Annotated in this window: 23 protein-coding genes and 1 tRNA gene; 19 read left to right on the top strand and 5 right to left on the bottom strand. The window is 73.5% G+C overall.

Going from position 1 to position 25,307, the window contains the following annotated elements:
* Positions 1-130 precede the first annotated feature (130 nt).
* Both HP550_RS06500 and HP550_RS06495 read left to right on the top strand, forming a co-directional pair.
* Positions 131-1,054, top strand: a complete 924-nt coding sequence (locus tag HP550_RS06500; RefSeq protein ID WP_343048016.1) for a bile acid:sodium symporter family protein — start codon at positions 131-133, stop codon at positions 1,052-1,054.
* 57 nt (positions 1,055-1,111) lie between these two features.
* Entirely contained in the window at positions 1,112-2,578 is a 1,467-nt protein-coding gene (locus tag HP550_RS06495; RefSeq protein ID WP_175346775.1) for a family 20 glycosylhydrolase, read from the top strand.
* 4 nt (positions 2,579-2,582) lie between these two features.
* On the opposite strand, the gene HP550_RS06490 is transcribed toward HP550_RS06495, so the two are convergent.
* On the bottom strand, positions 2,583-4,340 hold the full coding sequence (locus HP550_RS06490) for a dolichyl-phosphate-mannose--protein mannosyltransferase (protein ID WP_343048015.1): 1,758 nt from the start codon (positions 4,338-4,340) through the stop codon (positions 2,583-2,585).
* A gap of 83 nt (positions 4,341-4,423) precedes the next feature.
* Here HP550_RS06490 and rsmI point away from each other — a divergent pair, with 83 nt between their 5' ends.
* From rsmI to HP550_RS06440, 10 genes are all read left to right on the top strand, one after another.
* Entirely contained in the window at positions 4,424-5,311 is an 888-nt protein-coding gene (gene rsmI, locus HP550_RS06485; RefSeq protein WP_175346774.1) for a 16S rRNA (cytidine(1402)-2'-O)-methyltransferase, read from the top strand.
* Between the two features lie 136 nt (positions 5,312-5,447).
* On the top strand, positions 5,448-6,581 hold the full coding sequence (locus HP550_RS06480) for a PQQ-dependent sugar dehydrogenase (protein WP_175346773.1): 1,134 nt from the start codon (positions 5,448-5,450) through the stop codon (positions 6,579-6,581).
* 33 nt (positions 6,582-6,614) lie between these two features.
* The gene (metG, locus tag HP550_RS06475; RefSeq protein ID WP_175346772.1) at positions 6,615-8,408 is read left to right on the top strand and encodes a methionine--tRNA ligase; all 1,794 of its coding nucleotides are present in this window, start codon (positions 6,615-6,617) and stop codon (positions 8,406-8,408) included.
* Positions 8,408-9,349, top strand: coding sequence for a TatD family hydrolase (locus HP550_RS06470; protein ID WP_175346771.1), 942 nt, complete (start codon positions 8,408-8,410; stop codon positions 9,347-9,349). Before metG ends, HP550_RS06470 begins: the two co-directional genes overlap by 1 nt.
* A 208-nt stretch (positions 9,350-9,557) precedes the next feature.
* Entirely contained in the window at positions 9,558-10,694 is a 1,137-nt protein-coding gene (locus HP550_RS06465; protein WP_343048014.1) for a resuscitation-promoting factor, read from the top strand.
* Positions 10,695-10,989: 295 nt separating this feature from the next.
* Positions 10,990-12,294: a resuscitation-promoting factor gene (locus tag HP550_RS06460; RefSeq protein ID WP_343048013.1), complete on the top strand. Its 1,305-nt coding sequence runs from the start codon at positions 10,990-10,992 to the stop codon at positions 12,292-12,294.
* Positions 12,295-12,364: 70 nt separating this feature from the next.
* Positions 12,365-13,312 carry a 16S rRNA (adenine(1518)-N(6)/adenine(1519)-N(6))-dimethyltransferase RsmA gene (gene rsmA / locus HP550_RS06455; protein ID WP_175346769.1) on the top strand — a complete coding sequence of 316 codons (948 nt, stop codon included), beginning with the start codon at positions 12,365-12,367 and terminating at the stop codon, positions 13,310-13,312.
* A complete protein-coding gene (locus HP550_RS06450; protein WP_175346768.1) occupies positions 13,309-14,247 on the top strand; it encodes a 4-(cytidine 5'-diphospho)-2-C-methyl-D-erythritol kinase in 939 nt (312 codons plus the stop codon). Before rsmA ends, HP550_RS06450 begins: the two co-directional genes overlap by 4 nt.
* A 47-nt stretch (positions 14,248-14,294) precedes the next feature.
* Entirely contained in the window at positions 14,295-14,633 is a 339-nt protein-coding gene (locus HP550_RS06445; RefSeq protein ID WP_175346767.1) for an ArsR/SmtB family transcription factor, read from the top strand.
* A 2-nt stretch (positions 14,634-14,635) separates the two neighbouring features.
* Positions 14,636-15,118, top strand: a complete 483-nt coding sequence (locus tag HP550_RS06440; RefSeq protein WP_175346766.1) for an SRPBCC domain-containing protein — start codon at positions 14,636-14,638, stop codon at positions 15,116-15,118.
* A 9-nt stretch (positions 15,119-15,127) separates the two neighbouring features.
* Here the strand turns inward: HP550_RS06440 and HP550_RS06435 are convergent, their stop codons facing one another.
* On the bottom strand, positions 15,128-16,303 hold the full coding sequence (locus HP550_RS06435) for an LCP family protein (protein WP_175346765.1): 1,176 nt from the start codon (positions 16,301-16,303) through the stop codon (positions 15,128-15,130).
* A gap of 87 nt (positions 16,304-16,390) precedes the next feature.
* On the opposite strand from HP550_RS06435, the gene HP550_RS06430 reads away from it, so the two are divergent.
* Positions 16,391-18,178: an ABC-F family ATP-binding cassette domain-containing protein gene (locus HP550_RS06430; protein WP_175346764.1), complete on the top strand. Its 1,788-nt coding sequence runs from the start codon at positions 16,391-16,393 to the stop codon at positions 18,176-18,178.
* Here HP550_RS06430 and HP550_RS06425 read toward each other — a convergent pair.
* Genes HP550_RS06425 through HP550_RS06415 form a run of 3 tightly spaced genes read right to left on the bottom strand, consistent with a single transcriptional unit; the run spans position 18,175 to position 20,513 of the window.
* On the bottom strand, positions 18,175-19,350 hold the full coding sequence (locus HP550_RS06425) for an MFS transporter (protein WP_175346763.1): 1,176 nt from the start codon (positions 19,348-19,350) through the stop codon (positions 18,175-18,177). The two genes, HP550_RS06430 and HP550_RS06425, sit on opposite strands and share 4 nt — an antisense overlap.
* Positions 19,351-19,354: 4 nt before the next feature.
* Positions 19,355-19,879, bottom strand: coding sequence for a MarR family winged helix-turn-helix transcriptional regulator (locus HP550_RS06420; RefSeq protein WP_175346762.1), 525 nt, complete (start codon positions 19,877-19,879; stop codon positions 19,355-19,357).
* A 34-nt stretch (positions 19,880-19,913) separates the two neighbouring features.
* Positions 19,914-20,513 carry a TetR/AcrR family transcriptional regulator gene (locus HP550_RS06415; RefSeq protein WP_175346856.1) on the bottom strand — a complete coding sequence of 200 codons (600 nt, stop codon included), beginning with the start codon at positions 20,511-20,513 and terminating at the stop codon, positions 19,914-19,916.
* A 106-nt stretch (positions 20,514-20,619) separates the two neighbouring features.
* Here HP550_RS06415 and HP550_RS06410 point away from each other — a divergent pair.
* The 6 genes from HP550_RS06410 to HP550_RS06385 all read left to right on the top strand — a co-directional run bounded on the left by HP550_RS06410 (position 20,620) and on the right by HP550_RS06385 (position 25,219).
* A tRNA-Gln gene (locus HP550_RS06410) sits at positions 20,620-20,694 on the top strand.
* A gap of 18 nt (positions 20,695-20,712) precedes the next feature.
* The gene (locus HP550_RS06405; protein WP_175346761.1) at positions 20,713-20,988 is read left to right on the top strand and encodes a hypothetical protein; all 276 of its coding nucleotides are present in this window, start codon (positions 20,713-20,715) and stop codon (positions 20,986-20,988) included.
* 64 nt (positions 20,989-21,052) lie between these two features.
* Positions 21,053-22,672, top strand: coding sequence for a bifunctional UDP-N-acetylglucosamine diphosphorylase/glucosamine-1-phosphate N-acetyltransferase GlmU (gene glmU / locus HP550_RS06400; protein WP_175346760.1), 1,620 nt, complete (start codon positions 21,053-21,055; stop codon positions 22,670-22,672).
* Positions 22,669-23,652, top strand: coding sequence for a ribose-phosphate diphosphokinase (locus tag HP550_RS06395; protein WP_175346759.1), 984 nt, complete (start codon positions 22,669-22,671; stop codon positions 23,650-23,652). Before glmU ends, HP550_RS06395 begins: the two co-directional genes overlap by 4 nt.
* Before the next feature lie 3 nt (positions 23,653-23,655).
* Positions 23,656-24,324: an SIMPL domain-containing protein gene (locus HP550_RS06390; protein ID WP_175346758.1), complete on the top strand. Its 669-nt coding sequence runs from the start codon at positions 23,656-23,658 to the stop codon at positions 24,322-24,324.
* Positions 24,325-24,583: 259 nt separating this feature from the next.
* Positions 24,584-25,219 (top strand): 50S ribosomal protein L25/general stress protein Ctc, encoded by a 636-nt coding sequence (locus HP550_RS06385; RefSeq protein ID WP_175346757.1) that lies wholly within the window; start codon positions 24,584-24,586, stop codon positions 25,217-25,219.
* Positions 25,220-25,307 lie beyond the last annotated feature (88 nt).

The raw sequence follows: 25,307 nt of genomic DNA, 5'->3' as shown, positions 1-25,307 counted from the left end.
GTCGGATTCGCGCGTCGAGCGCGAGTGGCACACTGTGGCCGTGCCCCCCGCTGTGCCTTCTGGCGTGCCGACCCGAATCGCTTCACAGAGCCGCTGGCACCGCATTCGCGGGTGGGTCGACCCGCTGGTCGTGATGATCCTCTCGGCGCTCCTGCTGGGGCTGCTGCTGCCGGCGCGAGGCGGCGTCGCGGACGTGCTGGACGTGGTGCGGACCGCGGCGATCGTCCTGCTCTTCTTCCTGTACGGCGCGCGTCTGGCCACGGGTGACGTCTGGGCCGGCCTGCGCAACTGGCGTCTCCAGGGGTCGATGCTCGCGTCCACCTACGTGGCGTTCCCGGTGCTCGGCCTGCTGGTCCAGCTGCTGCCCGACGCGGTCCTCGCGTCCGAGCTCAAGACCGGCCTGCTGTACCTCGCGCTGCTCCCGTCGACCGTGCAGTCGTCGGTCGTGTTCACGTCGATCGCGCGCGGCAACGTGGCGGGGGCGATCACCGGCGCGACGATCTCGAACGTCGTCGGCATCGTGCTCACCCCGCTGCTCGTCGCCGTCCTCATGGTCCGCACCGCCGCGGTGTCGGGGAGCAACATCACCGGGATCCTGCTCCAGCTGCTGCTGCCGTTCGCGCTCGGGCAGCTGGTGCAGCGCTGGATCGGACCGTGGCTGCGCGCCCGCCCGCAGCTCACGCGGGTCACCGACCGCAGCACGCTCGTGCTCGTCGCGTACACGTCGGTGAGCGAGGCGACCGTGTCGGGGGCGTGGTCGCACGTCACCTGGGTGGCCCTGGTGGCCCTGGTGGTGGTGTGCGCCGCCATGCTCGCGGCGATGCTCGCGCTCACGTGGAGCGGAGGCCGGTGGCTCGCGCTCGAGCGGGGCGACCGGATCGCCCTGCTCATGTGCGGGTCGAAGAAGAGCCTGGCCACGGGCCTGCCGATGGCCGCGGTGCTGTTCGACCCGGTGCTCGCGGCGAGCGTGGCGCTGCCCGTGATCGCGTTCCACCAGCTCCAGCTGGCCACCTGCGCGGTGCTCGCGCGGCGGCTCGCGGCGCAGGTCGAGTAGCGTCTGCCCGGAACGATTCGATCAGGTCGTCCGCCGCCCGTCCCGCCGAGGAGCCCCGTGCCCGACGTGATCGCCGTCATCCCGCAGCCCGCCGCGCTGGAGCGGACCGGGGACGCCCCCTTCGTCCTGACCGAGGCGACGACCGTGGTAGCCGAGGGTCGTCCCGACCTGATCGGCCTCGCGGTGCTCGTCGCGGACCTGCTCGGCCGCGTCGGGGGACGGTCGGTCGAGGTGCGCTACGCCGAGAGCGGGGCGTCGGACATCGTGCGCCTGCGGCTGGTCGAGAACCTGCCGCCGGGCGACGAGGCCTACCGGCTGATCGCGCGCAACGGGCGGATCGACCTCGAGGCGCGCACGCCCGCCGGGCTGGTCCGGGCCGTCGTCACGCTGCGCCAGCTGATCGTGTCCGCTCCGGGTGGCGTGCTCCGGGTGCCCGCCGTGCGCATCGAGGACTCGCCGCGGTACGAGTGGCGGGGGCTGTCGGTCGACGTCGCCCGGCACTACCTCCCCGCGCGGGACCTCAAGGTCGTCATCGGGGTCATGGCGCACTACAAGCTCAACGTCCTGCACCTGCACCTCACCGACGACCAGGGCTGGCGGCTGCACGTGCCGTCGCGGCCCCTGCTCACCAGGCTCTCCAGCAGCACGTCGGTCGACGGGGACCCGGGCGGCTTCTACTCGGCCGAGGACTTCGCGGACCTCGTCGCGTACGGGGCGGTGCGGGGTGTGCGCGTCGTGCCCGAGATCGACGTCCCGGGCCACGTCAACGCGGCGACGCACGCCTACGGGGAGCTGACCCCGTCGGGCGAGCCGACCGACACCTACACCGGCATCGAGGTCGGGTTCAGCCGGCTGCACGCGGACCTGCCCGCCACGGGCGCCTTCCTGACCGACGTGTTCGCCGACGTCGCCGCGATGACGCCGGGCGACTACGTGCACATCGGCGGCGACGAGGTGCTGACCATGGCCGCCGACGAGTACGCCACGCTCGTCGCGGCCGCCTCCGCCGCCGTGCGCGCCGCCGGCAAGAAGGTGGTCGGCTGGCAGGAGATCGCGCACACCCCGCTGGAGCCCGGCACGGTCGTGCAGTACTGGGACACGCGGGTGGACCCCGAACCGTTCGCCGCGGCGGCACGGGCCGGTGCGCTGCTGCTGATGTCGCCCGCGTCGAAGGCCTACCTCGACATGAAGTACGACGCGAGCACCGAGCTGGGCCTGGAGTGGGCGGGGCACATCGAGCTGCGCGACGCCTACGAGTGGGAGCCGTCGACGCTGATCGAGGGCGTGCCGGCGGACTCGGTGATCGGCGTCGAGGCCGCCGTGTGGACCGAGACGATCCGGGACCTGTCCGGCCTCACGCAGATGCTGCTGCCGCGGCTGGCCGCGGTCGCGGAGGTCGCGTGGTCGGCGCCCGAGCGGCGCGACTGGGAGGACTTCCGCACCCGGGTCGCGCAGCAGGCACCGTTCTGGGACCGCCTCGAGCTGGCCTGGACCGCGAGCCCGCAGGTGGACTGGCCGCGCTGAGGCGCTACACCCAGGTCTGGAGCCACATGTGCGAGTGCCAGAAGTCGTAGGGCACGATCCACCCTGTCCAGACCGGGTAGAAGAACGCGCTGACCCCGAGGATCAGGGCCACGAGCGCCCCGCAGCCGACGATCGCCCAGCGCCGGCCGCGCGGGTCCAGGTCCTTCGGGCCGACCACCAGGCCCATGACGTAGACCAGGGTGAGGATCACCCAGGGCGTGAACGCGATCGAGTAGAACGTGAAGATCGTGCGGTGCGCGTAGGCGAACCACGGCAGCCAGCCCGCGACGATGCCGGAGAGCACGGCGCCCGCCCGCCAGTCGCGGTACCGGAACAGCCAGACCGCCGCGACGAGGACCGCCGCCGCGGCGCACCACCAGATCACCGGGTTGCCGAGCGCCACGATCGCCTGCGAGCAGCTGGCCGCACCGCACGCGTCCTGGGCCGCCTGGCCGGTGAGCCCGGACACCTCGGTCGGGTAGAAGAACGACGTCGGCCGCCACTGGACGATCCAGCCCAGCGGGTGCGCGGCGTAGGAGTGCGGCGTCTCCAGGCCGTTGTGGAACGCCCACATGTCCTGGTGGTACTTCCAGAACGAGCGCAGCGCCGGCGGCAGCCACTGGACCCCGAGCTCGGGGTTCTGCACCGCCCAGAGCCGGCCGTAGGCCTCGGAGTGCGCGAACCACGACCACCACGACCCGACGTAGACGACGACCGCGATGCCGACCATCGAGACCCCCGCGACGACGCCGTCCTTGAGGATCCCGGCACGCCACCAGTGCCGCACGCCGATCGTGCGGCGGGCGGTGAGGTCCCACGCCACGCTGAGCAGCCCGAACACCGCGAGGAAGTACATCGCCGACCACTTGGTGCCGAGCGCGAGGCCGAGCAGCACCGCCGCGGCCAGCCGCCACCAGCGCACGCCCAGCCGCGGGCCGTGGCCGAGGTCGTCTCCCGCGTCGAGCATCCGCGCCGCCCGGTCCGCCAGGCGTCGCCGGGCCTGGTCGCGGTCCAGCAGCAGCGCGCCGAACGCGGCGAGGACGAAGAACATGAGGAACGGGTCGAGCAGGCTGATCCGCGACATGACGATCGCCTCGCCGTCGACCGCCATCAGCAGCCCCGCCAGGGTGCCCAGCGCGGTGGAGGCGAACAGCCGCCGACCGATGCGCGCCACCATGAGGACCGCCAGCACCCCGCAGACCGCCGCCGCCAGGCGCCAGGCGGCCGAGCTGCCGACCCCGCCGCCGACCTGGATGCCCAGCGCGATCAGCCACTTGCCCACCTGCGGGTGCACCACGTAGGAGCCGGTGCTGGTCAGGCCGCTGGTGTCGCCGGCCTCGAACGCCGGGTTGGGCTCCTCGCCCCAGGTGGCCTCGAAGCCGTTGACCAGCAGGGAGAACGCGTCCTTGACGTAGTACGTCTCGTCGAACACCAGCGTGTGCGGCCGACCCAGGTCCCAGAACCGCAGGACCGCCGCGAGCACCGTGACGGCCAGCGGCCACAGCCAGCCCGTCAGGCGGGCACGCCGGGTGGCGTCCATCGCGAGGGTGTCGTCGCCGAGCAGGCGCCGCAGCAGCTGGCGGTGGGTGGGCTCCTGGGGGCCCTCGAACTCGCGGGGCTCCCCGGGCGGGACGGTCTCGGTGACGGTCTCGGTGGCCGTGTCGTCCAGCGGCGTCCCGACGTCGTCGGGACCGTCGAGGGGAGCGGCGTCTCCCTGACGGGCGGTCAGGGTCGGGGCGTCGTCGTCTCCGATGGGCGGCACGCGGTCATCGTAGGGGCGGCGCCTGGGCTTCGGGAGAGCACCGTGCTGCGAGTGGGCCCGCGGGGAGGTGGCAGGCTGACCGCGTGAGCACCCCGACCACGGTCCCGCGCACGCCCGGCCGCCTCGTGCTGGCCGCGACGCCGATCGGCAACACGGAGGACGCGTCGGCGCACCTGCGGCGGTTGCTCGCGGAGGCGGACGTGGTCGCCGCGGAGGACACCCGCCGGCTGCGGTCGCTCGCCGCGCGCCTGGGTGTCGAGATCGGGGGCCGGGTGCTCAGCTTCCACGAGCACAACGAGGTCGAGCGCTCGGCGGAGGTGCTCGCGGTCGTCGCCGGCGGGGGCACGGTGGTCGTCGTGACGGACGCCGGCATGCCCGCCGTCTCGGACCCCGGCTTCCGGGTGGTGGGAGCCGCCGTGGCCGCGGGTCTGCCGGTCACCGCCGCGCCCGGACCCAGCGCCGTGCTGACCGCCCTGGCGCTGTCCGGCCTGCCGACCGACCGGTTCTGCTTCGAGGGCTTCCCGCCGCGCAAGCCCGGCGAGCGCGCCCGGGCGCTCGAGCTGCTGTCCGACGAGCGCCGCACGATGGTCTTCTTCGAGGCGCCGCACCGCCTGGACGACACCCTGGCCGCGATGGCCGACGCCTTCGGGGCGGACCGGCCCGCCGCGGTCTGCCGGGAGCTGACCAAGACGTACGAGGAGATCGTGCGGGGACCGCTCGCCGAGCTCGCCGCGTGGGCGTCCGCGGACCAGGTGCGGGGGGAGATCGTCGTCGTGGTCGGCGGTGCGGTGAAGGCCGTCGAGCTGTCGACCGCCGACCTGGTGGCCGAGGTGCTCTCGCGGGCGGACGGCGGGGAGCGGCTGAAGGACGCGGTCGCCGAGGTGGCCATGGCGGCCGGCGTCCCGAAGCGGGACCTCTACGCGGCTGCGCTGGCGGCGAAGCCGCCTCGGCTGGCGGCGCCGCCCAGCTGACCGAGGTCGTGTCCCGGGTGGCCGAACGTGACTCCGGCAGTCCTCGACCGAGCGGGTTCGGGTGAACACGGCGCCTACGGCCTGGTCAGGGCGGTCCCCCGAGTGCGCGGCCGCCCCGCGCGTGATCGGGTGAGGCATGACTGTGCGACGGACGGCGTGGGTCGGGCTGGCAGTGGCCGTCTCGGCGCTCGCGGGCTGCACGTCCCCGGCGGAGTCGTCCGACCCGACGACAGGGCCGAGCCGGACCGCCGCCGCGAGCCCGTCGTCCTCGGCTCCGGCCACGGGCCAGGTCAGCGGGGTCGACGACATCATCGGGGACCTCGCCGTCCCCTGGGGGATCGCGTTCCTGCCGGACGGCCAGGCCGTCATCACGTTGCGGGACGCCGCGCAGCTGGTCCTGGTCGGGCCCGACGGGGCCGCGACGGACGTCACCGGACCGGGTGCCGACGAGCTCGCCGACGTCGTGGTGCCGAGCGGTGAGGGCGGGCTGCTGGGCGTCGCGGTGCTCGGGTCGTCGGGAGGCGCCGTGGACCTGGCCCTGTACGCGACCGCGGCCGACGACAACCGGGTCCTACGTGGGACGCTCGACGGGTCGACCCTGGGCGAGCTGCGGCCGATCGTCACCGGCATCGCCAAGGCGGGCAACCACGACGGCGGCCGGCTGGCCGTCGGGCCCGACGGGTACCTGTACGTCACGACCGGCGACGCCGGCGACCCGCCCTCCGCGCAGGACCCGGACAGCCTGAACGGCAAGATCCTGCGCCTCACCTCCGACGGTGACCCCGCTCCCGGCAACCCGGACGAGGACTCACCGGTCTGGAGCCTCGGGCACCGCAACGTGCAGGGGATCGGCTGGGCGCCCGACGGACGCATGTTCGCCTCGGAGTTCGGCCAGAACACGTGGGACGAGCTCAACCTGATCGAGCCTGGCGGCAACTACGGGTGGCCGGAGGTCGAGGGCGCGGGTGCTGTCGACGGCTTCGTGGAGCCCGTGGCCGTCTGGGCGACCGACGACGCGTCACCGAGCGGCCTGGCCGTGACCGCCGACGCCGTCTACCTGGCCGGGCTGCGCGGCGAGCGGCTGTGGCGGGTCCCGCTGACCGACGACGGCGTCGGCACCCCGCACGCGTTGCTCGACGGGGAGCGCGGCCGGCTGCGGGCGGTCGAGCCGGCGCCGGACGGATCGCTGTGGGTGATCACCGGGAACACCGACGGCCGGGGCGACCCGCGCCCGGGCGACGACCGCATCCTGCGCGTGGTCGTCGACTGAAAGCCGTCGCCCTGCTCACCTAGGATCGGGCGCATGTCTCGCATCCTCTCGGCCGTCGCGTGGCCCTACGCGAACGGCCCCCGCCACATCGGTCACGTCGCCGGGTTCGGTGTCCCCTCCGACATCTTCAGCCGGTACATGCGGATGGCGGGCAACGAGGTGCTCATGGTCTCCGGCACCGACGAGCACGGGACGCCGATCCTGGTGCTGGCCGAGCAGGAGGGCGCGAGCCCGCAGGAGCTGGCGGACCGGTACAACCGGGTGATCGTCGAGGACCTGACCAACCTGGGCCTGTCGTACGACCTGTTCACCCGGACGACGACGCGCAACCACTACGCGGTCGTGCAGGAGATGTTCCGCACGGTGCACAAGAACGGCTACATGATCGAGCAGTCCACCCTCGGCGCCATCTCGCCGAGCACCGGTCGCACCCTGCCGGACCGGTACGTGGAGGGCACCTGCCCGATCTGCGGGTACGACGGTGCGCGCGGCGACCAGTGCGACAACTGCGGCAACCAGCTGGACGCCATCGACCTGATCAACCCGCACAGCCGCATCAACGGCGAGACGCCCAAGTTCGTCGAGTCGACCCACTTCTTCCTGGACCTGCCCGCGTTCGCGAGCGCGCTCGAGGCGTGGCTGCGGACGCGCACCGACTGGCGCCCGAACGTCCTGAACTTCTCGCTCAACCTCATCGACGACCTGCGCCCGCGGGCCATGTCCCGGGACATCGACTGGGGCATCCCGGTGCCGCTGCCCGGCTGGGAGGAGAACCCGAACAAGCGCCTGTACGTGTGGTTCGACGCGGTCATCGGGTACCTGTCGGCGTCGATCGAGTGGGCGCGCCGCCAGGGCGACCCGGACGCGTGGCGCCCGTTCTGGAACGACCCCGAGGCCCTGAGCTACTACTTCATGGGCAAGGACAACATCACCTTCCACTCGCAGATCTGGCCGGCCGAGCTGCTGGCGTACGACGGTCGCGGGACGAAGGGCGGCTCGCCGGGGCAGTTCGGCACGCTGAACCTGCCCACGGAGGTGGTCTCCAGCGAGTTCCTCACCATGGAGGGCAAGCAGTTCAGCTCGTCGCGCGGCGTCGTCATCTACGTGCGCGACGTCCTGTCCCGGTACCAGCCGGACGCGCTGCGGTACTTCCTGTCGGTGGCCGGGCCGGAGAACCAGGACTCGGACTTCACGTGGGCGGACTTCAAGACGCGCACCAACTCCGAGCTCGTGGCGGGCTGGGGCAACCTGGTCAACCGGACCGCGAGCCTGATCCACAAGAACTTCGGCGAGATCCCGGCTCCAGGGGAGCTCCAGCCCGTGGACCAGGGCCTGCTCGCGACGACGTCGGCGGGCTTCGGCAAGGTCGGCGACCTCCTCGGCACCCACCGCAACCGCGCCGCGGTGAGCGAGGCGATGCGCGTGGTCCAGGAGGCCAACCGGTACATCTCCGAGACCGAGCCGTGGAAGCTGACCCAGGACCGCGACCGCCTGGGCACGGTGCTGCACACGGCCGCGCAGGCGATCAGCGACGCGAACACCCTCCTGGCGCCGTTCCTGCCGCACTCGGCGCAGGCGGTGCACGAGACGTTCGGCCGCACGGGGACGTTCTCGCCGCTGCCGCGCATCGACGAGGTCACGGACCTGGACGACGACTCGCGCCACTACCCGATCATCACGGGCGACTACGAGCTCGGCCGCACGGTCGCGCCCTGGGCGTCGGCACCCGTCGTGCCGGGGACGGCCGTCGCCAAGCCGGTGCCGGTGTTCACCAAGCTCGACGACTCGATCGTCGAGGAGGAGCTCGAGCGGTTGCGCCAGGCCTGATGGCGCGGTCGAAGGGGGAGCGCGGCTGGCCCGCGCCGCCCGAGGCACTGCCGGTTGCGGTCGTCGACAACCACACCCACCTCGACTCGGTGGTGACGTGGCGGGCCGACGGCTGGCACCGCGACGGCGACGGCAGGGCGGCGGACGGACCGGCGGCGGACCTCGCCGCGCACCTGGAGCGCGCCGCGGCCGTCGGGGTGACCCGGATGGTGCAGGTGGGGTGCGACGTCGAGGCGATCGCGTGGACCGACCGTGTCGTCCAGGACCACCCCCAGCTGCTCGGCGCCGTCGCCATCCACCCGAACGAGGCGGTCCGGCACGCGGGGGTCGTCGAGGCGGCGCCGGACGGGCTCGAGCCCGAGGAGCCGTACGAGGTGGGGCTCGCGGACGCGATCGACGTCGTGGAACGAGCGGCCAGGGGCAACCCCCGCATCCGCGCGATCGGGGAGACCGGCCTCGACCACTTCCGCGCCGGGCCGCGTGGCCGCGCGGTCCAGCGTGAGGCGTTCCGCACGCACGTCGCGCTGGCCAAGGAGCTGGGCCTGGCCCTGCAGATCCACGACCGCGACGCGCACGACGAGGTGGTCGAGGTGCTGCTGGCCGACGGTGCCCCCGACCGCACGGTCTTCCACTGCTTCTCCGGCGACGCCGGGCTGGCCCGCCTGGCGGTGGCGCACGGGTGGTACCTCTCGTTCGCCGGCCCGGTGTCGTTCGGCGCCAACGACGCCCTGCGCGACGCGCTCCGCGAGGTCCCGCCCAGCCTGCTGCTGGTCGAGACGGACGCCCCCTACCTGACCGTGCACCCGTTCCGCGGCCGCCCCAACGCCCCCTACCTGCTGCCCGGGACGGTCCGCACGGTCGCGGAGGTCACCGGTCGACCGCTGGACGACGTGTGCACGGCGCTCGCGGCCACGTCCGAGGCGGTCTACGGCTCGTGGTGAGCGGTATGACCCGGTCTGTCGCCGGACAGTCGGGTGATCCCGGTCCCGGAGGGCGGACCTCGGGTTACCGCGTCGGTCACGGATCGGTTACGGTCGGACCTGCGTCCAGGACGGACGCCTCCAGCACGTCGAGAGGACCTACCGCGTGAGGCCGGACCAGGAGCGTGCGACCGGGCGTCGCGGACTCCGTGGTCGACGTGCTGCGCGTGTGGTGGCCCAGGCGGCCGTGCTCGCCGTCGTCGCCGCCGCGACCAGCGCCTTCGCCGTCCTGCACAAGACCGTCACCGTCGACGTCGACGGCTCCTCGGTCGAGGTCGAGGCGTTCGGGCGCACCGTCGGGGACATGCTCGCCAGCGCGGACATCGAGGTCGGCGACCGCGACCTCGTCGCCCCCGCCGTGGACCAGCCCATCGCGCGGTCCGGCCAGATCGTCGTCCGGCACGGGCGCGAGCTCGCGGTCGAGGTCGACGGATCGCACCGCTCGGTCTGGACGACGGCGCTGACCGTCGGCGAGGCGGTCGACGGTCTCGGGCTGCGCGGCGACGAGGTGCGCCTCTCGGCGTCCCGCTCCGCGTCCCTCGGCCGGGACACCCTGCGCGTCTCGACGCTCAAGACCCTCCACCTCGTGGTCGACGGACAGATCATCGACGGCGTGAGCAGCGCGGCCACCGTGCGCGACTCGCTGCGCGACATCGGCCTGGTGCTCAACGACGGCGACCAGCTGTCGGTCTCCCTGGACGCCACGGCCGTCGACGGCCTCGTGGTCCTGGTCACCCGCGCGAGCACGAGCGGCGAGACGGTCACCGAGGCGATGCCGTTCGAGTCCCAGGAGGTCGAGGACCCCGGGATGGTCAAGGGCAACACGGTGATCGCCACCAAGGGCAAGGCCGGCGTCCGCACCACCACCTACGAGCTCCAGGTGGTCGGCGGCGTGGTCGTCGGACGCACGCCGATCGCCTCGGTCGTGACCGTCGCCCCCGTCGCGCAGGTCACCAAGGTCGGCACCGCCGAGCTGCCGGACCCCTCCGTCGTCGCCGTCGAGCCGGGCACCGCGCAGGCGCTCGGCAAGGAGATGGCGGCGGCCCGGGGCTGGGGCGACGACCAGTTCGCCTGCCTGCTCGCGCTGTGGAACAAGGAGAGCGGCTGGCGGGTGAACGCCGAGAACAAGTCGTCCGGCGCCTACGGCATCCCGCAGGCCCTCCCGGGCACCAAGATGGCGACGGTGGCCGACGACTGGCGGACCAACCCGGCCACGCAGATCACCTGGGGCCTGAACTACATCGGCGCCCGTTATGGCGACCCGTGCGGGGCGTACGCGCACAGCCAGGCCAAGGGTTGGTACTGATCCGCACGGGTCCGGGGCAATTGCCCCTGTGACGGTGCTCACGCCCTCTGACGTGGGAGAACGGCCGGATCAGCGACGCTCCTAGCGCATTCGGCGGGAGGCGCGCCTGGCGTTTCGGTCACGATCCGGTTACGGTCGTGCACGCTCGGTGATCTGGACGGCAACCCCCTCGGTGGCGGCCGTCCTTCCTGCCGAGTGGTCGGCGCCCGCTCCAGGCGGGCCGCCGTGACGGCCGGATCGGGGATCCGGGACCGACGGGAGACGCCCCCCTCCGGGTGTCCGCAGAGCCTCGAACGTGAGGATCACCGCCGGGTTGCTGCTCACGCGGCGCGCTCCGCACCCCGTGCCCGGGCACCTCGACGGCTGGAGCCCCGTGCAGTTCTCGACCCTGATCCCTGGTCTGTCCGCGCGATCCCGCGCCACGTCCGAGCCCGACACCACCCCGGACGAGCTCCTCCCGACGGACCAGCGGTCCGGTCGGACGCGCGTCCTGCCGATCACCGCCGCCGCGGTGGCGCTCGTCCTCGCCGGCGGCTCGGCCGCGTTCGCGCACGCGCAGAAGTCCGTGACGCTCGACGTCGACGGCGAGATCTCCCGGCTGAGCACGTTCGCCGGCTCGGTCGACGGGCTCCTGGACGACCAGGGCGTGGTCGTCGGGGCCCGCGACGAGGTGAGCCGCACGGGCACGCTGCCCGAGGGCGCCGAGATCGTCGTGCGCCACGCGCACCAGGTGGCGGTCACCATCGACGGCCAGGAGACGTCCGTGTGGACGACCGCCCTGTCCGCCGACGAGGCCCTCGACTCGCTGTCCGCGCGCGGTCAGGCCGTGGCGCTCGTCGCCTCCCGGTCCGCTGCGGGCGGCCGCCCCTCGCTCTCGCTCGACCTGGCGCTGCACGGTCCCGCGGACGTGGTCGTCGACGGCACCACGCTCGCCGTCCCCGACGCCGACGCGAGCGTCGCGCACGTGCTCGGCGAGCTGGGCGTCACGCTGAACCCGCTGGACCGGGTCTCGGTGGTCCACAGCGACACCGGGCGTGTCCAGGTGGTCGTCAACCGGGTCGCCGTGCAGGACGTCACCACCACGGCCGAGGTCGCCTTCGCGTCCAGCACCCAGCAGGACGCCGCGCGGTACACCGACCAGAAGCGCACGCTGACGGCCGGCGTGCCCGGCGTCCGCACGCTCGTGGAGCGCGTCACCACGGTGGACGGGGTCGAGTCCGGCCGCGTCACCCTGTCGGACGCCGTCACCCAGGCCCCGGTGGACGAGGTCCTCAGCGTCGGCACCAAGACCCGCCCGGTGGTCGCCAAGGCGCCCGCCGCAGCGGCGACCGGAACCCCGGTCACCGCCGGGGGCGACGCCGACTCGCTCAACTGGGCCGCGCTGGCCCGGTGCGAGTCGGGCGGCAACCCCACGGCCGTCTCGAGCACCGGCAAGTACCACGGGCTCTACCAGTTCTCGGTGAGCACGTGGGCGGCCGTCGGCGGCGCCGGGCTGCCCTCGCAGGCCTCGGCCGACGAGCAGACCGCCCGCGCGAAGATGCTCTACAACCGCTCCGGTGCCGGCCAGTGGCCGCACTGCGGGAAGAACCTCTTCACCTGACGCACCCTCGAACCCCCGCCCGGACTCCGGGCGGGGGGTTCGTCGTCCCCGCTCGCCTAGGCTCGTGCGCATGCCGACCACCACCACGCTGCTCGGGCCTGCGGAGATCCGCGAGCTCGCCGAGCGCGCGGGCGTGCGCCCGACCAAGGCTCTCGGCCAGAACTTCGTCCTCGACGGCGGCACGGTGCGCAAGATCGTCCGGCAGGCCGACGTCGCCGAGGGGGACCGGGTGGTCGAGGTCGGCCCCGGCCTGGGATCGCTGACCCTGGGGCTGCTCGAGGCCGGTGCCGACGTCGTCGCGGTGGAGATCGACCCCACGCTCGCGCGGCTGCTGCCGGGCACGGTCGCCCGTCACGTCCCCGGGCTGACGGTCCACGCGGGGGCCGACGACGAGCCGGTGGTGCTGCGCGACGAGGACGGCCGCGACCGGCTGACCATCGTGCTGTCGGACGCCCTGGACCTGCACGAGCTGCCGGGACCGCCGCCCGTGGCCCTCGTCGCCAACCTGCCGTACAACGTCTCCGTCCCCGTCCTGCTCACGTTCCTCGAGCGGTTCGGCTCGCTGGAGCGGGTGCTCGTCATGGTGCAGGCCGAGGTGGCCGACCGCCTCGCCGCGCCGCCGGGCAGCCGGACCTACGGCATCCCGTCCGCCAAGGCGGCCTGGTACGCGTCGGCCCGCCGCACCGCCACGGTGGGCCGCACGGTCTTCTGGCCCGCCCCCAACGTCGACTCGGCGCTCGTCCGCTTCGACCGGCGCGAGCCGCCCGTCACCGAGGCGTCCCGGGAGGCGGTGTTCGCCGTGGTCGACGCCGCGTTCGCGCAGCGCCGCAAGATGCTGCGGTCCGCGCTGTCCGCCCTGGCCGGCTCGTCCGAGGCGGCGGTCGTGGCGCTCCAGGAGGCCGGTGTGGATCCGCAGGCGCGCGGCGAGCGGGTGGACATCGCGGGGTTCGCGCGCATCGCCGAGCACCTCGGGCACCCCGAGCCCGTCGGCGGCCGACCTGGCACAGTGGAGCCGTGACGCTGACCCCCGTGGCCCCGCTGCCCGAGCACGAGGTCAAGGTCCGCGCGCCCGGCAAGGTCAACCTCTCGCTGCGGGTCGGTCCGCGCGAGGACGACGGGTACCACGCCGTGTCGACGATCTTCCAGGCCGTGTCGGTGTTCGAGGAGGTCGTCGCCACCTCGTCGGAGCACCGCACGCTCAGCGTGAGCGGCCCGCAGGCCGAGCTGGTGCCCACGGACGGCACCAACCTCGCCCTGCGCGCGGCCGACCTGCTCGCCGAGCACGCGGGCGTCGACGACGGCGTGCACCTGCACCTGACCAAGGGCGTGCCGGTGGCCGGGGGGATGGCGGGCGGCTCGGCCGACGCGGCCGCGACCCTGGTGGCGTGCGACGCCCTGTGGCGCACCGGGCTCAGCCGCGACGACCTGCTCGAGCTCGCCGCGCAGCTGGGGTCGGACGTGCCGTTCTCGCTCGCCGGCCACACCGCGGTCGGCTCGGGCCGCGGCCACCTGCTGACGGCCGCGCTCAGCCGGGGGGAGTTCCACTGGGCGTTCGCCGTCCAGGACCGCGGGCTGTCCACCGCCGCGGTGTACGCCGCGTACGACGACCTGCACGGTGGGGCCGTCCCGCCCGACCCGGAGGACGACGTCCCCCTGATGCAGGCCCTGCGCGCCGGGGACCCGCGCGCGCTCGGCGCCGCACTGCACAACGACCTCCAGATGGCGGCGCTCGAGCTCGACCCGGGGCTTGCCGAGCCGCTCGCGGTCGCGCAGGACGCCGGGGCGCTCGGGGTGGTGGTGTCCGGCTCGGGGCCTACGGTCGCCGCCCTGGGACGCAGCCGTCAGCACGCCCTCGTCCTCGCGGCCGCGTTCACGGCCTCCGGGGTCGCGGACCGCGTGCTCACGGCCTCCGGCCCGGTCGCCGGTGCGCGCGTCGTCAGCACGACCGACTGACTCCTCTCTCTCTTGACAATCGTCGGCCAGGAGCAATACTTAAGCACATGCTTAACAATGGCGAGCTGGACAAGGTCTTCAAGGCCCTGTCCGACGCGACCCGCCGCGCGATGGTCGAACGACTGGTGCGCGGCCCGGTCTCGGTCAGCGGGCTCGCCGCCCCGTTCGCGATGTCGCTCCCGGCAGTGCACCAGCACCTCGCGGTGCTCGAGGACGCCGGCATCGTCACCTCGCACAAGATCGGCCGCGTCCGCACGGTCCAGCTCGCCCCCGACGCCCTCACCGGCGCGGGGGAGTGGATGGGCCGCCAACGACTCCCGGCAGAGCGCCGGCTGGACCGGCTCGGCGACTTCCTCACCACCGACACCCCGACGACAGGAGCCTGACCATGTCCACCGAGACCACCGACACCACCGCCACGAGCTCGGTCGCCCACGCGACCTTCGTCGTCGACCGCACGTTCGACGCGCCCCTCGACCGGGTCTGGGACGCGTTCGCCGTGCCGGAGCAGCACGCCCAGTGGTTCGGCAGCGACCCCGGGTTCACCGAGTCCGAGGCCTCCGACGACTTCCGCGTGGGCGGCCAGGCCGTGCAGGACGGGCAGTGGCACGACGGCCCCACGAGTCGGTACGTCGCCACGTACACCGACATCGTGGAGCGCGAGCGGATCGTGTCCACCTACGACATGTGGGTGGGCGGCACGCACCTCTCCACGTCCCTGACGACGACCGAGCTCACGGCCGTCGAGGGCGGCACCCGGCTCACGTACACCGAGCAGGGGGTGTTCCTGGACGGCCAGGAGGACGGCAGCCAGCGCGAGGCCGGCTTCCAGGGCATCTTCGACATGCTCGCGGAGTACCTCGCGCGCTGACGGCCCAGGTCAGGCGCAGGCGGACGAGTCGTCGGCCGAGGTGAGCACGCCGCCGGGCGGGGACCACGGGGTCTCCGCAGGCGGCGGCGGGGCGGCCGGGTCGGTCGGCGCGGCCGGCGGGGCTGGTGCCTCGCCCACGGGCTGGTCGGCGGCGATCCGGGCCCACAGCTCCGCGGAGTCCGCGGTGGCCTCGACCCGGTAGCGCTGCCTCGTCGAGGCGACGGTAGGCATCGAGGCGAACACGATCCGGTCCGCCTGCAGGCCGCGCAGCGAGAGCCCGAACCCGGTCAGGTCGGTGAGGTCCCGGAACCCCGAGCTCGCGGTCAGCGAGCTGGTCGCGGCCTGCGCGAACTGGAACAGGGCGGTGGGGCTGGTCAGCACCTCGCGACTCAGCACCGAGCGGACCATGGCGGCCATCAGGTCCTGCTGACGCTTCATCCGGCCGGTGTCGGACCCGTCGCCGATGTTGTGCCGGGCGCGGGCGAACTGCACGGCTGTGGCGCCGTCGAACACCTGCGCACCGGCCTTGACGTGCAGGCCGGTGTACTCGGGGTCGTCGAGGTCCGTCGCCAGGCACATGGGGACGCCGCCGATCGCCTCGACCATGTCGCGCAGACCGACGAAGTCCACGAGCACCAGACCGTCCAGGCGCACCCCCGTGAGGCTCTCGACCGTCTTCCACGTGCACGCCGAGGCGGACGCGACGTCGTGGCCGTGGTCCCAGCCGATCCGGAACGCCTCGTTGAACTGCCGGGCCTCGCGTGCCGGTGTCGTGCTGCCGTCCGTCATCAAGCACGACGGCCGGTCGGTCAGCAGGTCCCGGGGGATGGACACCAGCTCGACGCGGGACCGGTCCGCGGCCACGTGCGCGACGATCGTCGTGTCCGACTGCATGCCCTCCTCCTCGCCGCCGAGCGTGGCGTTCTCGCCGCTGCGATCGTCCGACCCGACGATCAGCAGGTTCACGGGCGAACCGGCCCGCGCGTCCCCGGGCGGCGGCTGCGTCACCTCGGGCCGCGCGCTCTCGTCGCCCACCAGGCCGGCGAGGTCGACCTCGCCGATGTTCGACTGGAGCTCGAGGTAGACCGCGGCCGCGCCGGCGGCCCCGAACACCAGGACGGCGACGACCCCCAGGCCGATCGCCCGAGGCCAGGTCCGCCGGTCGGCCCGCGCGTGCTGCGTCATCCTCCGGACGCTAGTGCGCAGGTCAGCAGCGGTGCGGGCCGTCTGAGTGGAGGACCTGTGCGGGTGTACGGGTAGCCTTCACAGGAAATGGCTCACCTTCTCGGCGCGGATCGCGTCACGCTCGCGCTGGGCACGCGCACCCTGCTCGACGGCGTCTCCCTCGGGCTCGACGACGGGCAGCGCATCGGCGTCGTCGGCCCCAACGGCGCCGGCAAGTCCACCCTGCTGCGCGTCCTGTCCGGGCTCCAGGAGCCCGACGACGGCCGCGTCACCCGCGCGGGCGGCGTGCGGGTGGCCATCCTGGACCAGCGCGACGACCTGCTGGCGGGGAGCACCGTCCTCGACGTCGTGCACGGGTCCGCCGACGAGCACGAGTGGGCCACCGACTCCCGCATCCGCTCCGTGCACACCGGCCTGCTGGCCGACGTCGCGCTGGACGCCGACGTCGCCACCCTGTCCGGGGGGCAGCGCCGCCGCGTCGCCCTGGCCGCCCTGCTGGTCCGCGACGACGAGGTGCTGGTGCTGGACGAGCCCACCAACCACCTCGACGTCGAGGGCGTCGCGTGGCTGGCCGCGCACCTGGTCGACCGCTACACGCGGACCAACGGCGCACTCGTGGTGGTCACCCACGACCGCTGGTTCCTCGACGCGGTGTGCACCCGCACGTGGGAGGTGCACGACGGCGGGGTCGACCAGTACGAGGGCGGCTACGCGGCGTACGTGCTGGCGCGTGCCGAGCGGGCGCGGACCGCGTCGACCACCGAGGAGAAGCGGCAGAACCTGCTGCGCAAGGAGCTGGCCTGGCTGCGCCGCGGGGCGCCTGCGCGCACGTCGAAGCCCAAGTTCCGGATCGACGCCGCCAACGCGCTGATCGAGAACGAGCCGCCGCCGCGCGACCAGCTGAGCCTGACCCGGATGGCGACGGCCCGGCTGGGCAAGGACGTGCTCGACATCGAGGACGCGTCGGTGGTCTACGGCGACCGCGTGCTGCTGCACGACATCACGTGGCGGCTCGGCCCGGGCGACCGGGTCGGGCTGGTCGGCGTCAACGGCGCGGGCAAGACCTCCCTGCTGCGCCTGCTGTCCGGTCGCCAGCAGCCGACGACCGGCCGGGTGAAGCGCGGCAAGACGGTCCAGGTGGCGGAGCTCACGCAGGACGTCGAGGACCTCGACGAGCTGGCCGGGCTGCGCGTCATCGAGGTGATCGAGAGCGAGAAGCGGTCGGTCGTCGTCGGCGGCAAGGAGCTCACGGCGGCGCAGCTGGTCGAGCGGCTCGGGTTCGACCGCGACCGCTCCCGGACCCCCGTGCGGGACCTGTCCGGTGGTGAGCGACGCCGGCTCCAGCTGCTCCGGCTGCTCGTCGGCGAGCCCAACGTGCTGCTCCTCGACGAGCCGACCAACGACCTGGACACCGACACGCTGGCCGCGCTCGAGGACCTGCTGGACGGCTGGCCGGGCACCCTGATCGTCGTCTCGCACGACCGGTACCTGCTCGAGCGCGTGTGCGACACGCAGATGGCCCTGCTGGGCGACGGACTGCTGCGCCAGCTGCCCGGCGGCGTCGAGCAGTACCTGGACCTGCGCCGTGCCGCGTCGTCGACTGTCTCGTCGCCGCTGGACGCCCGGCCCGTGAGCACGCAGGCGCCCGCCGCGGTCTCGACCGCGGACCTGCGCACCGCCCGCAAGGAGATCGCCCGGATCGAGCGGCGGCTGTCGCGCATCGCCGACCAGGAGGCCGTCCTGCACCAGCGGATGTCCGACCAGGCGACGGACCACCAGGCGGTGGCGGTGCTCGACGAGGAGCTCCGGGCCCTCGCCGCCGAGAAGGACGAGCTCGAGGTCGCCTGGCTGGAGGCCGCGGAGATCGTCGGCTAGGACTCTCGGCGCACGCTGCGCAGCGCGAGCCCCGACGCGGTTCCCATCGCCAGCAGCGCGGCCAGGACGACGAGCAGCGGGGCCGTCCACCCGCCGCTGGCCGCGTGCACCGCGCCCAGCAGGCTGGGGCCCAGGGCGGCGCAGCCGTAGCCGACGCTCTGCACGGTCGCGGACATCCGGCGCGCGGCCGCCTGCGACCCGGCGTTGCCTGCGATGACGGTGAAGATCACCGCGAAGTTGCCGCCCTGCGCGACCCCCGCGAACGTGCACCACACGGGCCACCACGAGGGTGCGAGCAGCAGGCCCACCGGCAGCGCCACCCACCCGAGGGTGATCGCCGCGGACACGGCGGCGACGGGTGCGCGCCGACCGAGCGCGACCGGCACCGCGATCCCGCCGACCATGCCGAACAGCTGGAACAGTGCCGCGGCGCCCCCGGACGCGGCGCGCTCGAGCCCGAGCGTGTCGTGCAGGAGCGACGGCAGCCACGCGCTCACGGCGTAGTAGCCGAACGCCTGCCCGGCGAAGGCGACCGCCAGGAACCATGTGACGGGCCGCCGCCACACGTCGGGCGCTCCGGTGGTGGCCACGACCACGACCGGCTCGGGCCGGCCGAACGGGTACGCCCGCTGCCACACCACGAGGGCGACGACGGCCAGCAGCCCCCAGGACGCCAGCGCCCACCGCCAGCCGACCACGTCGGCCAGCGGCGCCGTCAGGGTGGTGGTCAGCACGCTGCCGCCGTTCAGGGCCGCGGTGTACAGGCCGGTCACCCGGGGCACGTGCCCGGGGAAGTCGCGACCGATCACCACGGGGACGGCGACGTTGCCCGCGGTGATGGCGACGCCGATCAGGACGGTGCCGACGAGCGCGGTGCCGAACCCGTCGGCGGAGCGCAGCAGCGTCCCCGCCAGCACGGTCACCAGCGACGCCGCGACGACCCGCCCGGTGCCCAGGCGCCCGAGCAGCACGGCCATGACCGGTGTGGCCAGGGCGAAGCACAGGACGGGGACGCCGGTCAGCACCCCGACGCCGGCGGCGCTCAGGCCGAGATCGCGGCGGACGTCGTCGACGACCGGCGCCAGGGCAGTGATCGGGGCCCGCAGGTTGAGGGCGTAGAGCAGGACGGCGGCGAGCAGGAGTCCACGGGCGGCGGACCGTGCCGCCGTCATGCCCTCACGACGCGTCGAAGGGCGCGGTCACCTCGCGCAGCAGGTCGGCCAGCCGGTCGCGGTCGGCCTCGTCCAGGTCGCCCAGCAGCCCGCGCTCGACGTCCAGCAGGTCGGAGAACGCGGCGTCCACGCGCTCGAGGCCCGCCGGGGTGAGCTGCACCAGGACCCCGCGGCGGTCGTCCGGGGCGGGCAGCCGCTGCACGAGGCCGTGCTCCGCGAGCCGGTCGATCCGGTTGGTCATCGTCCCGCTGGTGACGAGCGTCTGGGTGAGGAGCGCTCCGGGGGAGAGCCGGTACGGGGCCCCCGCCCGCCGCAGCGCGGAGAGGACGTCGAACTCCCACGTCTCCAGGTCGTGCCGCGCGAACGCGGAGCGGCGGGCCAGGTCGAGGTGGCGGGCCAACCGGCTCACGCGGGAGAGCACGGTGAGGGGTCGGACGTCCAGGTCGGGGCGCTCGCGCTCCCAGGCGAGGACGATGCGATCGACCTCGTCGCGGGCCCCCGGGGCGTCCGGGGAGGTGCGTGTCACCATGACGTGAGATTACTCGACGTCAACAGAGATCCCCTCAGACCGTGCGGGTGAGCGTGGGCCGGCGGTCGAGCGCCGACAGACCGTTCCACGCGAGGTTCACCAGGTGCGCCGCGACCACGTTCTTGCTGGGGCTGCGGGCGTCGAGCCACCACTGCCCGGTGAGCGCCACCATCCCGACCAGCATCTGCGCGTAGATCGGCGCCGTCTTCGGGTCCTGCCCCTGCTTCTTGAACTGGTCCGCCAGCAGGTGCTCCACCTGCGTGGCGACGTCCCCGATCAGGCTCGAGAACGTGCCGGTCGCCTGCGCGACGGGCGAGTCACGCACCAGGATCCGGAACCCGTCCTCGGACGCCTCGATGTAGCCGAGCAGCGCCAGGGCGGTCCGCTCCACCAGCGCCTTGGGGTGGCCGCCCTCCTCGAGCGCGCCGGTCAGCGCGCTGGTGAGCGCCTGGATCTCGCGGTCGACCACGACGGCGTACACGCCCTCCTTGCCGCCGAAGTGCTCGTACACCACGGGCTTGGACACCTCGGCGCGCGCGGCGATCTCCTCGACGCTGGTGCCGTCGAAGCCCTTCTCGGCGAACAGGCGACGCGACACGTCGAGCAGCTGCGCCCGCCGCTGCGTCCCCGTCATGCGGGAGCGGGTTGCGCGCTTGCTGTCGTTGGCCACGCGCCCATCATGCCGTGACCGGTCCGCCCCGCCTGGCAGACTTGGCGGCCACGACGCATGAGGGCGTCGGTCCGCCCTGGTGTAATGGCAGCACGCCGGCCTTTGGAGCCGTGCAGTCCAGGTTCGAATCCTGGGGGCGGAGCCACGCGGTACGGTGCGTGGCATGGCGACGACTCGTTCGACGCGTGCTCTGTACCTTCTTCTCGGTGTTCTTCTCTTCGCGGTGGTGTCCCAGGTCGTCGACCTCCTGGCGGGTGCCACCGAGGTCGGAGTGCGCACCGGCGTGATCGTCGTGGCGGCGATCGGCGCCGCGGTCACCGGTGTGCTGATCGTCCGCCAGAGACGGATTCCGCCGCCCGTGCGGCCCCGGATCACCCCGGCCCCGGCGGAGGCGCCGGAGGACCATGGTCCGTCGGGAGCGACCTCCGTGCCCGGGTAGAGTGCACCGTGCGCACGAGATCCACCGCCCGAGACCCGGGCAGATCCGCGAGGAGCACCCGCTGGTGACGTTCCCCCGCCCGGCCGCCGTCGTCGTCCTCGCCGCAGGTGAAGGAACCCGGATGCGCTCGGCGACTCCCAAGGTCCTGCACACCCTGGCCGGTCGCAGCATGCTCGGCCACGCGCTGGCCACCGCCCGCGCCCTGGAGCCAGGCCGCGTCCTGGTGGTCGTCCGGCACGAGCGCGAGCAGGTCGCCGCGCACGTGACCGAGATCGACCCGCAGGCGCTGCTGGCGGACCAGGACGCGATCCCCGGCACCGGCCGCGCGGTCCAGGCGGCCATGAGGGCGCTCGACGCCGCAGCCCAGGCCGACGCCGCGAACGACACGACCGCCGGCTCGGCCACGCACGCGCAGGTCGCGGGTGCGGTCGTCGTCATCGCGGGCGACGTCCCGCTGCTCGACGCCGCCACGCTGCACGAGCTGCTCGCCGCCCACCACGCGGACGGCAACGCGGTCACCGTGCTCACCACCGAGGTGGCGGAGCCCACCGGCTACGGCCGCATCCTGCGCGAGCCCGGCACGGGCGACGTGCTCGGCATCGTCGAGGAGAAGGACGCCGACGACGCGCAGCGCGCGATCACCGAGATCAACTCCTCCATCTACGTGTTCGACGCCGACGTGCTGCGCGGCGCGCTCGGCCGCCTGGGCCGAGACAACGCGCAGGGCGAGATGTACCTCACCGACGTGCTGGCGATCGCGCGGACCGACGGCGGCCACGTGCGCGCGCTGCGGACCGACGACCCGGTGCTGGTGGAGGGTGTCAACGACCGTGTCCAGCTGGCGGTGCTGCGGGCCGAGATGAACCGCCGCATCCTCGAGGACTGGATGCGCGAGGGCGTCACGGTCGTCGACCCGGCCACCACGTGGGTCGACGTCGACGTCGAGCTGGAACGGGACGTGACGATCCTGCCCGGCACGCAGCTGCTCGGAGCGACCGTGGTCCGGGAGGGCGCGACCGTCGGCCCCGACACCACGCTGACGGACGTCGAGGTCGGTGCGGGGGCCAGCGTCGTGCGCACGCACGGGAACCTGGCCGTCATCGGCGCCGGCGCGAGCGTCGGACCGTTCGCCTACCTGCGGCCGGGGACGGTGCTCGGGGACCAGGGCAAGATCGGCACGTTCGTCGAGACCAAGAACGCGCAGATCGGCACCGGCTCCAAGATCCCGCACCTCTCTTATGTCGGTGACGCGACGATCGGCGAGCACACGAACATCGGTGCGGCGTCGGTGACCGTCAACTACGACGGCGTCAACAAGCACCGCACCACCATCGGCTCGTACGCGCGCACCGGTGCGGACAACATGTTCGTGGCCCCGGTCACCGTCGGGGACGGTGCCTACACCGGAGCCGGCAGCGTGATCCGGCGTGACGTGCCCTCGGGCGCCCTCGGCGTCAGCGCCGGCGCCCAGCGCAACATCGAGGGCTGGGTCGCGCGCGCCCGTGCCGGGACGCCCGCCGCCGAGGCCGTGGTCCGTCGGCCGGGCGGCGACGACACCGAGCTCTCCCCGCAGGCCCGCGCTGAGCGCGGACGCGCCACCGCAGCAGCCGCCGACGCACCCCCGACCCCGCCGCCTGCACTGCCGGACTCCACCGGCTCGAACCCGAAGGACTCCGCACGATGACCGGGATCATCTCCTCGGACGGCGAGAAGCGTCTCGTGCTCCTGACGGGTCGGGCACACCCCGACCTGGCCACGAGCGTCGCGGCCCACCTCGGCATCGACCTGCTGCCGACCACGACGTACGAGTTCGCCAACGGGGAGATCTACACCCGGTTCGGGGAGTCCGTGCGCGGCGCCGACACCTTCGTGCTCCAGTCGCACTCGTCGCCGATCAACACGTGGATCATGGAGCAGCTGCTCATGGTCGACGCCCTCAAGCGCGCGTCCGCCAAGACGATCACGGTCGTCGCACCGTTCTACGGTTACGCCCGCCAGGACAAGAAGCACCGCGGGCGCGAGCCGATCTCCGCGCGGCTGATGGCGGACCTGTTCAAGACGGCGGGTGCCGACCGGCTGATGAGCGTCGACCTGCACGCCGCGCAGATCCAGGGCTTCTTCGACGGCCCGGTGGACCACCTGTGGGCCATGCCGATCCTCACGGAGTACGTGCGTAGCCGCGTCGACACCTCCAACGTCACGGTCGTCTCGCCCGACGCCGGCCGCATCCGCGTGGCCGAGCAGTGGGCCGCGAAGCTGGGCGGCGGGCCGCTGGCGTTCGTGCACAAGACGCGGGACATCCGCAGCCCCAACAAGACGGTCGCCAACCGCGTCGTCGGTGACGTGGAGGGCCGCAGCTGCGTGCTCGTCGACGACCTCATCGACACCGCCGGCACGATCGCCGGCGCCGTCCGCGTGATCATGGAGGCCGGGGCCAAGGACGTCATCGTCGCGGCCACGCACGGTGTGCTGTCCGACCCGGCGGTCGACCGGCTGCAGAACTGCGGCGCCCGCGAGGTCGTCATCACGGACACGCTGCCCATCGCCGAGGACCGCCGGTTCCCGCAGCTGACCGTGCTGTCCATCGCGCCGCTCATCGCCCGGGCGATCCGCGAGGTGTTCGACGACGGCTCGGTGACGTCGCTCTTCGACGGCCAGGCCTGACCGATGACCGGGCGCGACGACGAGCACGCCGGCCGTCGAGGCCCGCGCGGCGGCGTGACCGTCACGGGCTTCGGCGAGGCCGAGGCCGTGCCGGACGTGGCCATCGCGGACCTCGGGGCCGAGGCGCGGGCGGTGGACGCGGAGCGGGCGCTGGCCGAGGCCGGCGACTGCCTGGACCGGATGCGTGCCGTGCTGCGTGAGGCCGGCGTCGAGGACCGGTTCCTGCGAACCACCCAGTCGAGCACCTGGACCGACGGGTCCGCGCGCGGGTCGTCGCGGGTGGTGGCGCGGCTGGGCCTCCAGGTCCGGCTGCACGACGTCGCGGTGGCGGGCGACGTGGTCGGTGCCGCGGTCGTGGCCGGCGGGGAGCCGGCGCGGATGGACGGCATCCGGCTCGAGGTCAGCGATCCCACGCAGCCGCGGGTCCTGGCGCGCGAGGCAGCCTGGGCGGACGCCGTCGCGCGCGCCACGCACTGGGCCACGCTGTCCGGCCGCCGGCTGGGCGAGGTCCAGTGGGTGACCGAGGGTGGCGCCGACGCCGCCCCGCTGCGGATGGGTCGCACGATGGGCGTCGCCAAGGCCATGTCCGTACCGGTCGAGGCCGGCCAGCAGACCGTGTCCGCGGACGTGACCGTGCGGTGGGCGTGGGCTGAGGACACCTCGTCCCCCTGACCCGCGGGTTGGGATCCACGCGCTCGCTCGGGTAGGCTCTCCAGGTTGCCTCGGCGAGGGACGAAGGACGGTCGACGAAGTTCCACGACCACCTGCGCTCCGTGATCGACTGGGCGAGCGCCTCCGCGTGCCCGTCCTGCGTCCCGCGTCGAGGCCACCACACCTGTCTGATCCGCGTCGCCGGCTCCTGCCGCGCACGCCACGCCATCACACCGTCACGTCGGCGACACTGCGCCGACGTCAGCACTGGGGAGTACACGTGTCCGAGGTCAAGCTCGTCGCCACCACCCGTTCCGAGTTCGGCAAGGGTGCCGCGCGCCGCCTGCGCCGCGCCGACCAGATCCCCGCCGTCCTGTACGGGCACGGCTCCGACCCGCTGCACGTCGCCCTTCCGGGCCACGCCACGATGCTCGCGGTCAAGCAGGCCAACGCCCTGTTCTCCATCGAGCTCGACGGCACGACCACGCTGGCGATCACCAAGGACGTCCAGCGCGACGTCGTGAAGAACACCATCGAGCACGTCGACCTGCTCATCGTCACGCGCGGTGAGAAGGTCACCGTCGACGTCCAGGTCGCCGTGGTCGGCGAGTCCTACCCCGGCACGATCCACGTCTTCGAGACGCAGGCGCTGTCGCTCGAGGTCGAGGCCACGCACATCCCGTCCGAGGTCCAGGTCTCGATCGAGGGCCTCACCGGTGGCTCGACGATCACCGCGGGCGAGATCACGCTGCCCGAGGGTGCCACCCTGCTCAGCGACCCCGACCTCACCGTCATCGCGATCAGCGTCCCGCACGCCTCCGCCGAGGACGTCGCCGCCGACGCCGCCGCGGCGGACCTGGCCGCGTCGCAGTCCGCTGCGTCCGCCGCCGCCTCCGAGACCGAGCTGGGCAGCTGACCCAGCAGCACGCTGCGCGACGCCCGGTACCGTTCCTGACGGTGCCGGGCGTCGTCGTTCCCGCACGTACCCCGCACGAGGAGACCCG

Source organism: Cellulomonas humilata, assembly GCF_013359775.1.
GTDB classification, from domain to species: Bacteria; Actinomycetota; Actinomycetes; order Actinomycetales; family Cellulomonadaceae; genus Cellulomonas; species Cellulomonas humilata.
This window is presented reverse-complemented; position numbering and strand designations above follow the sequence as displayed.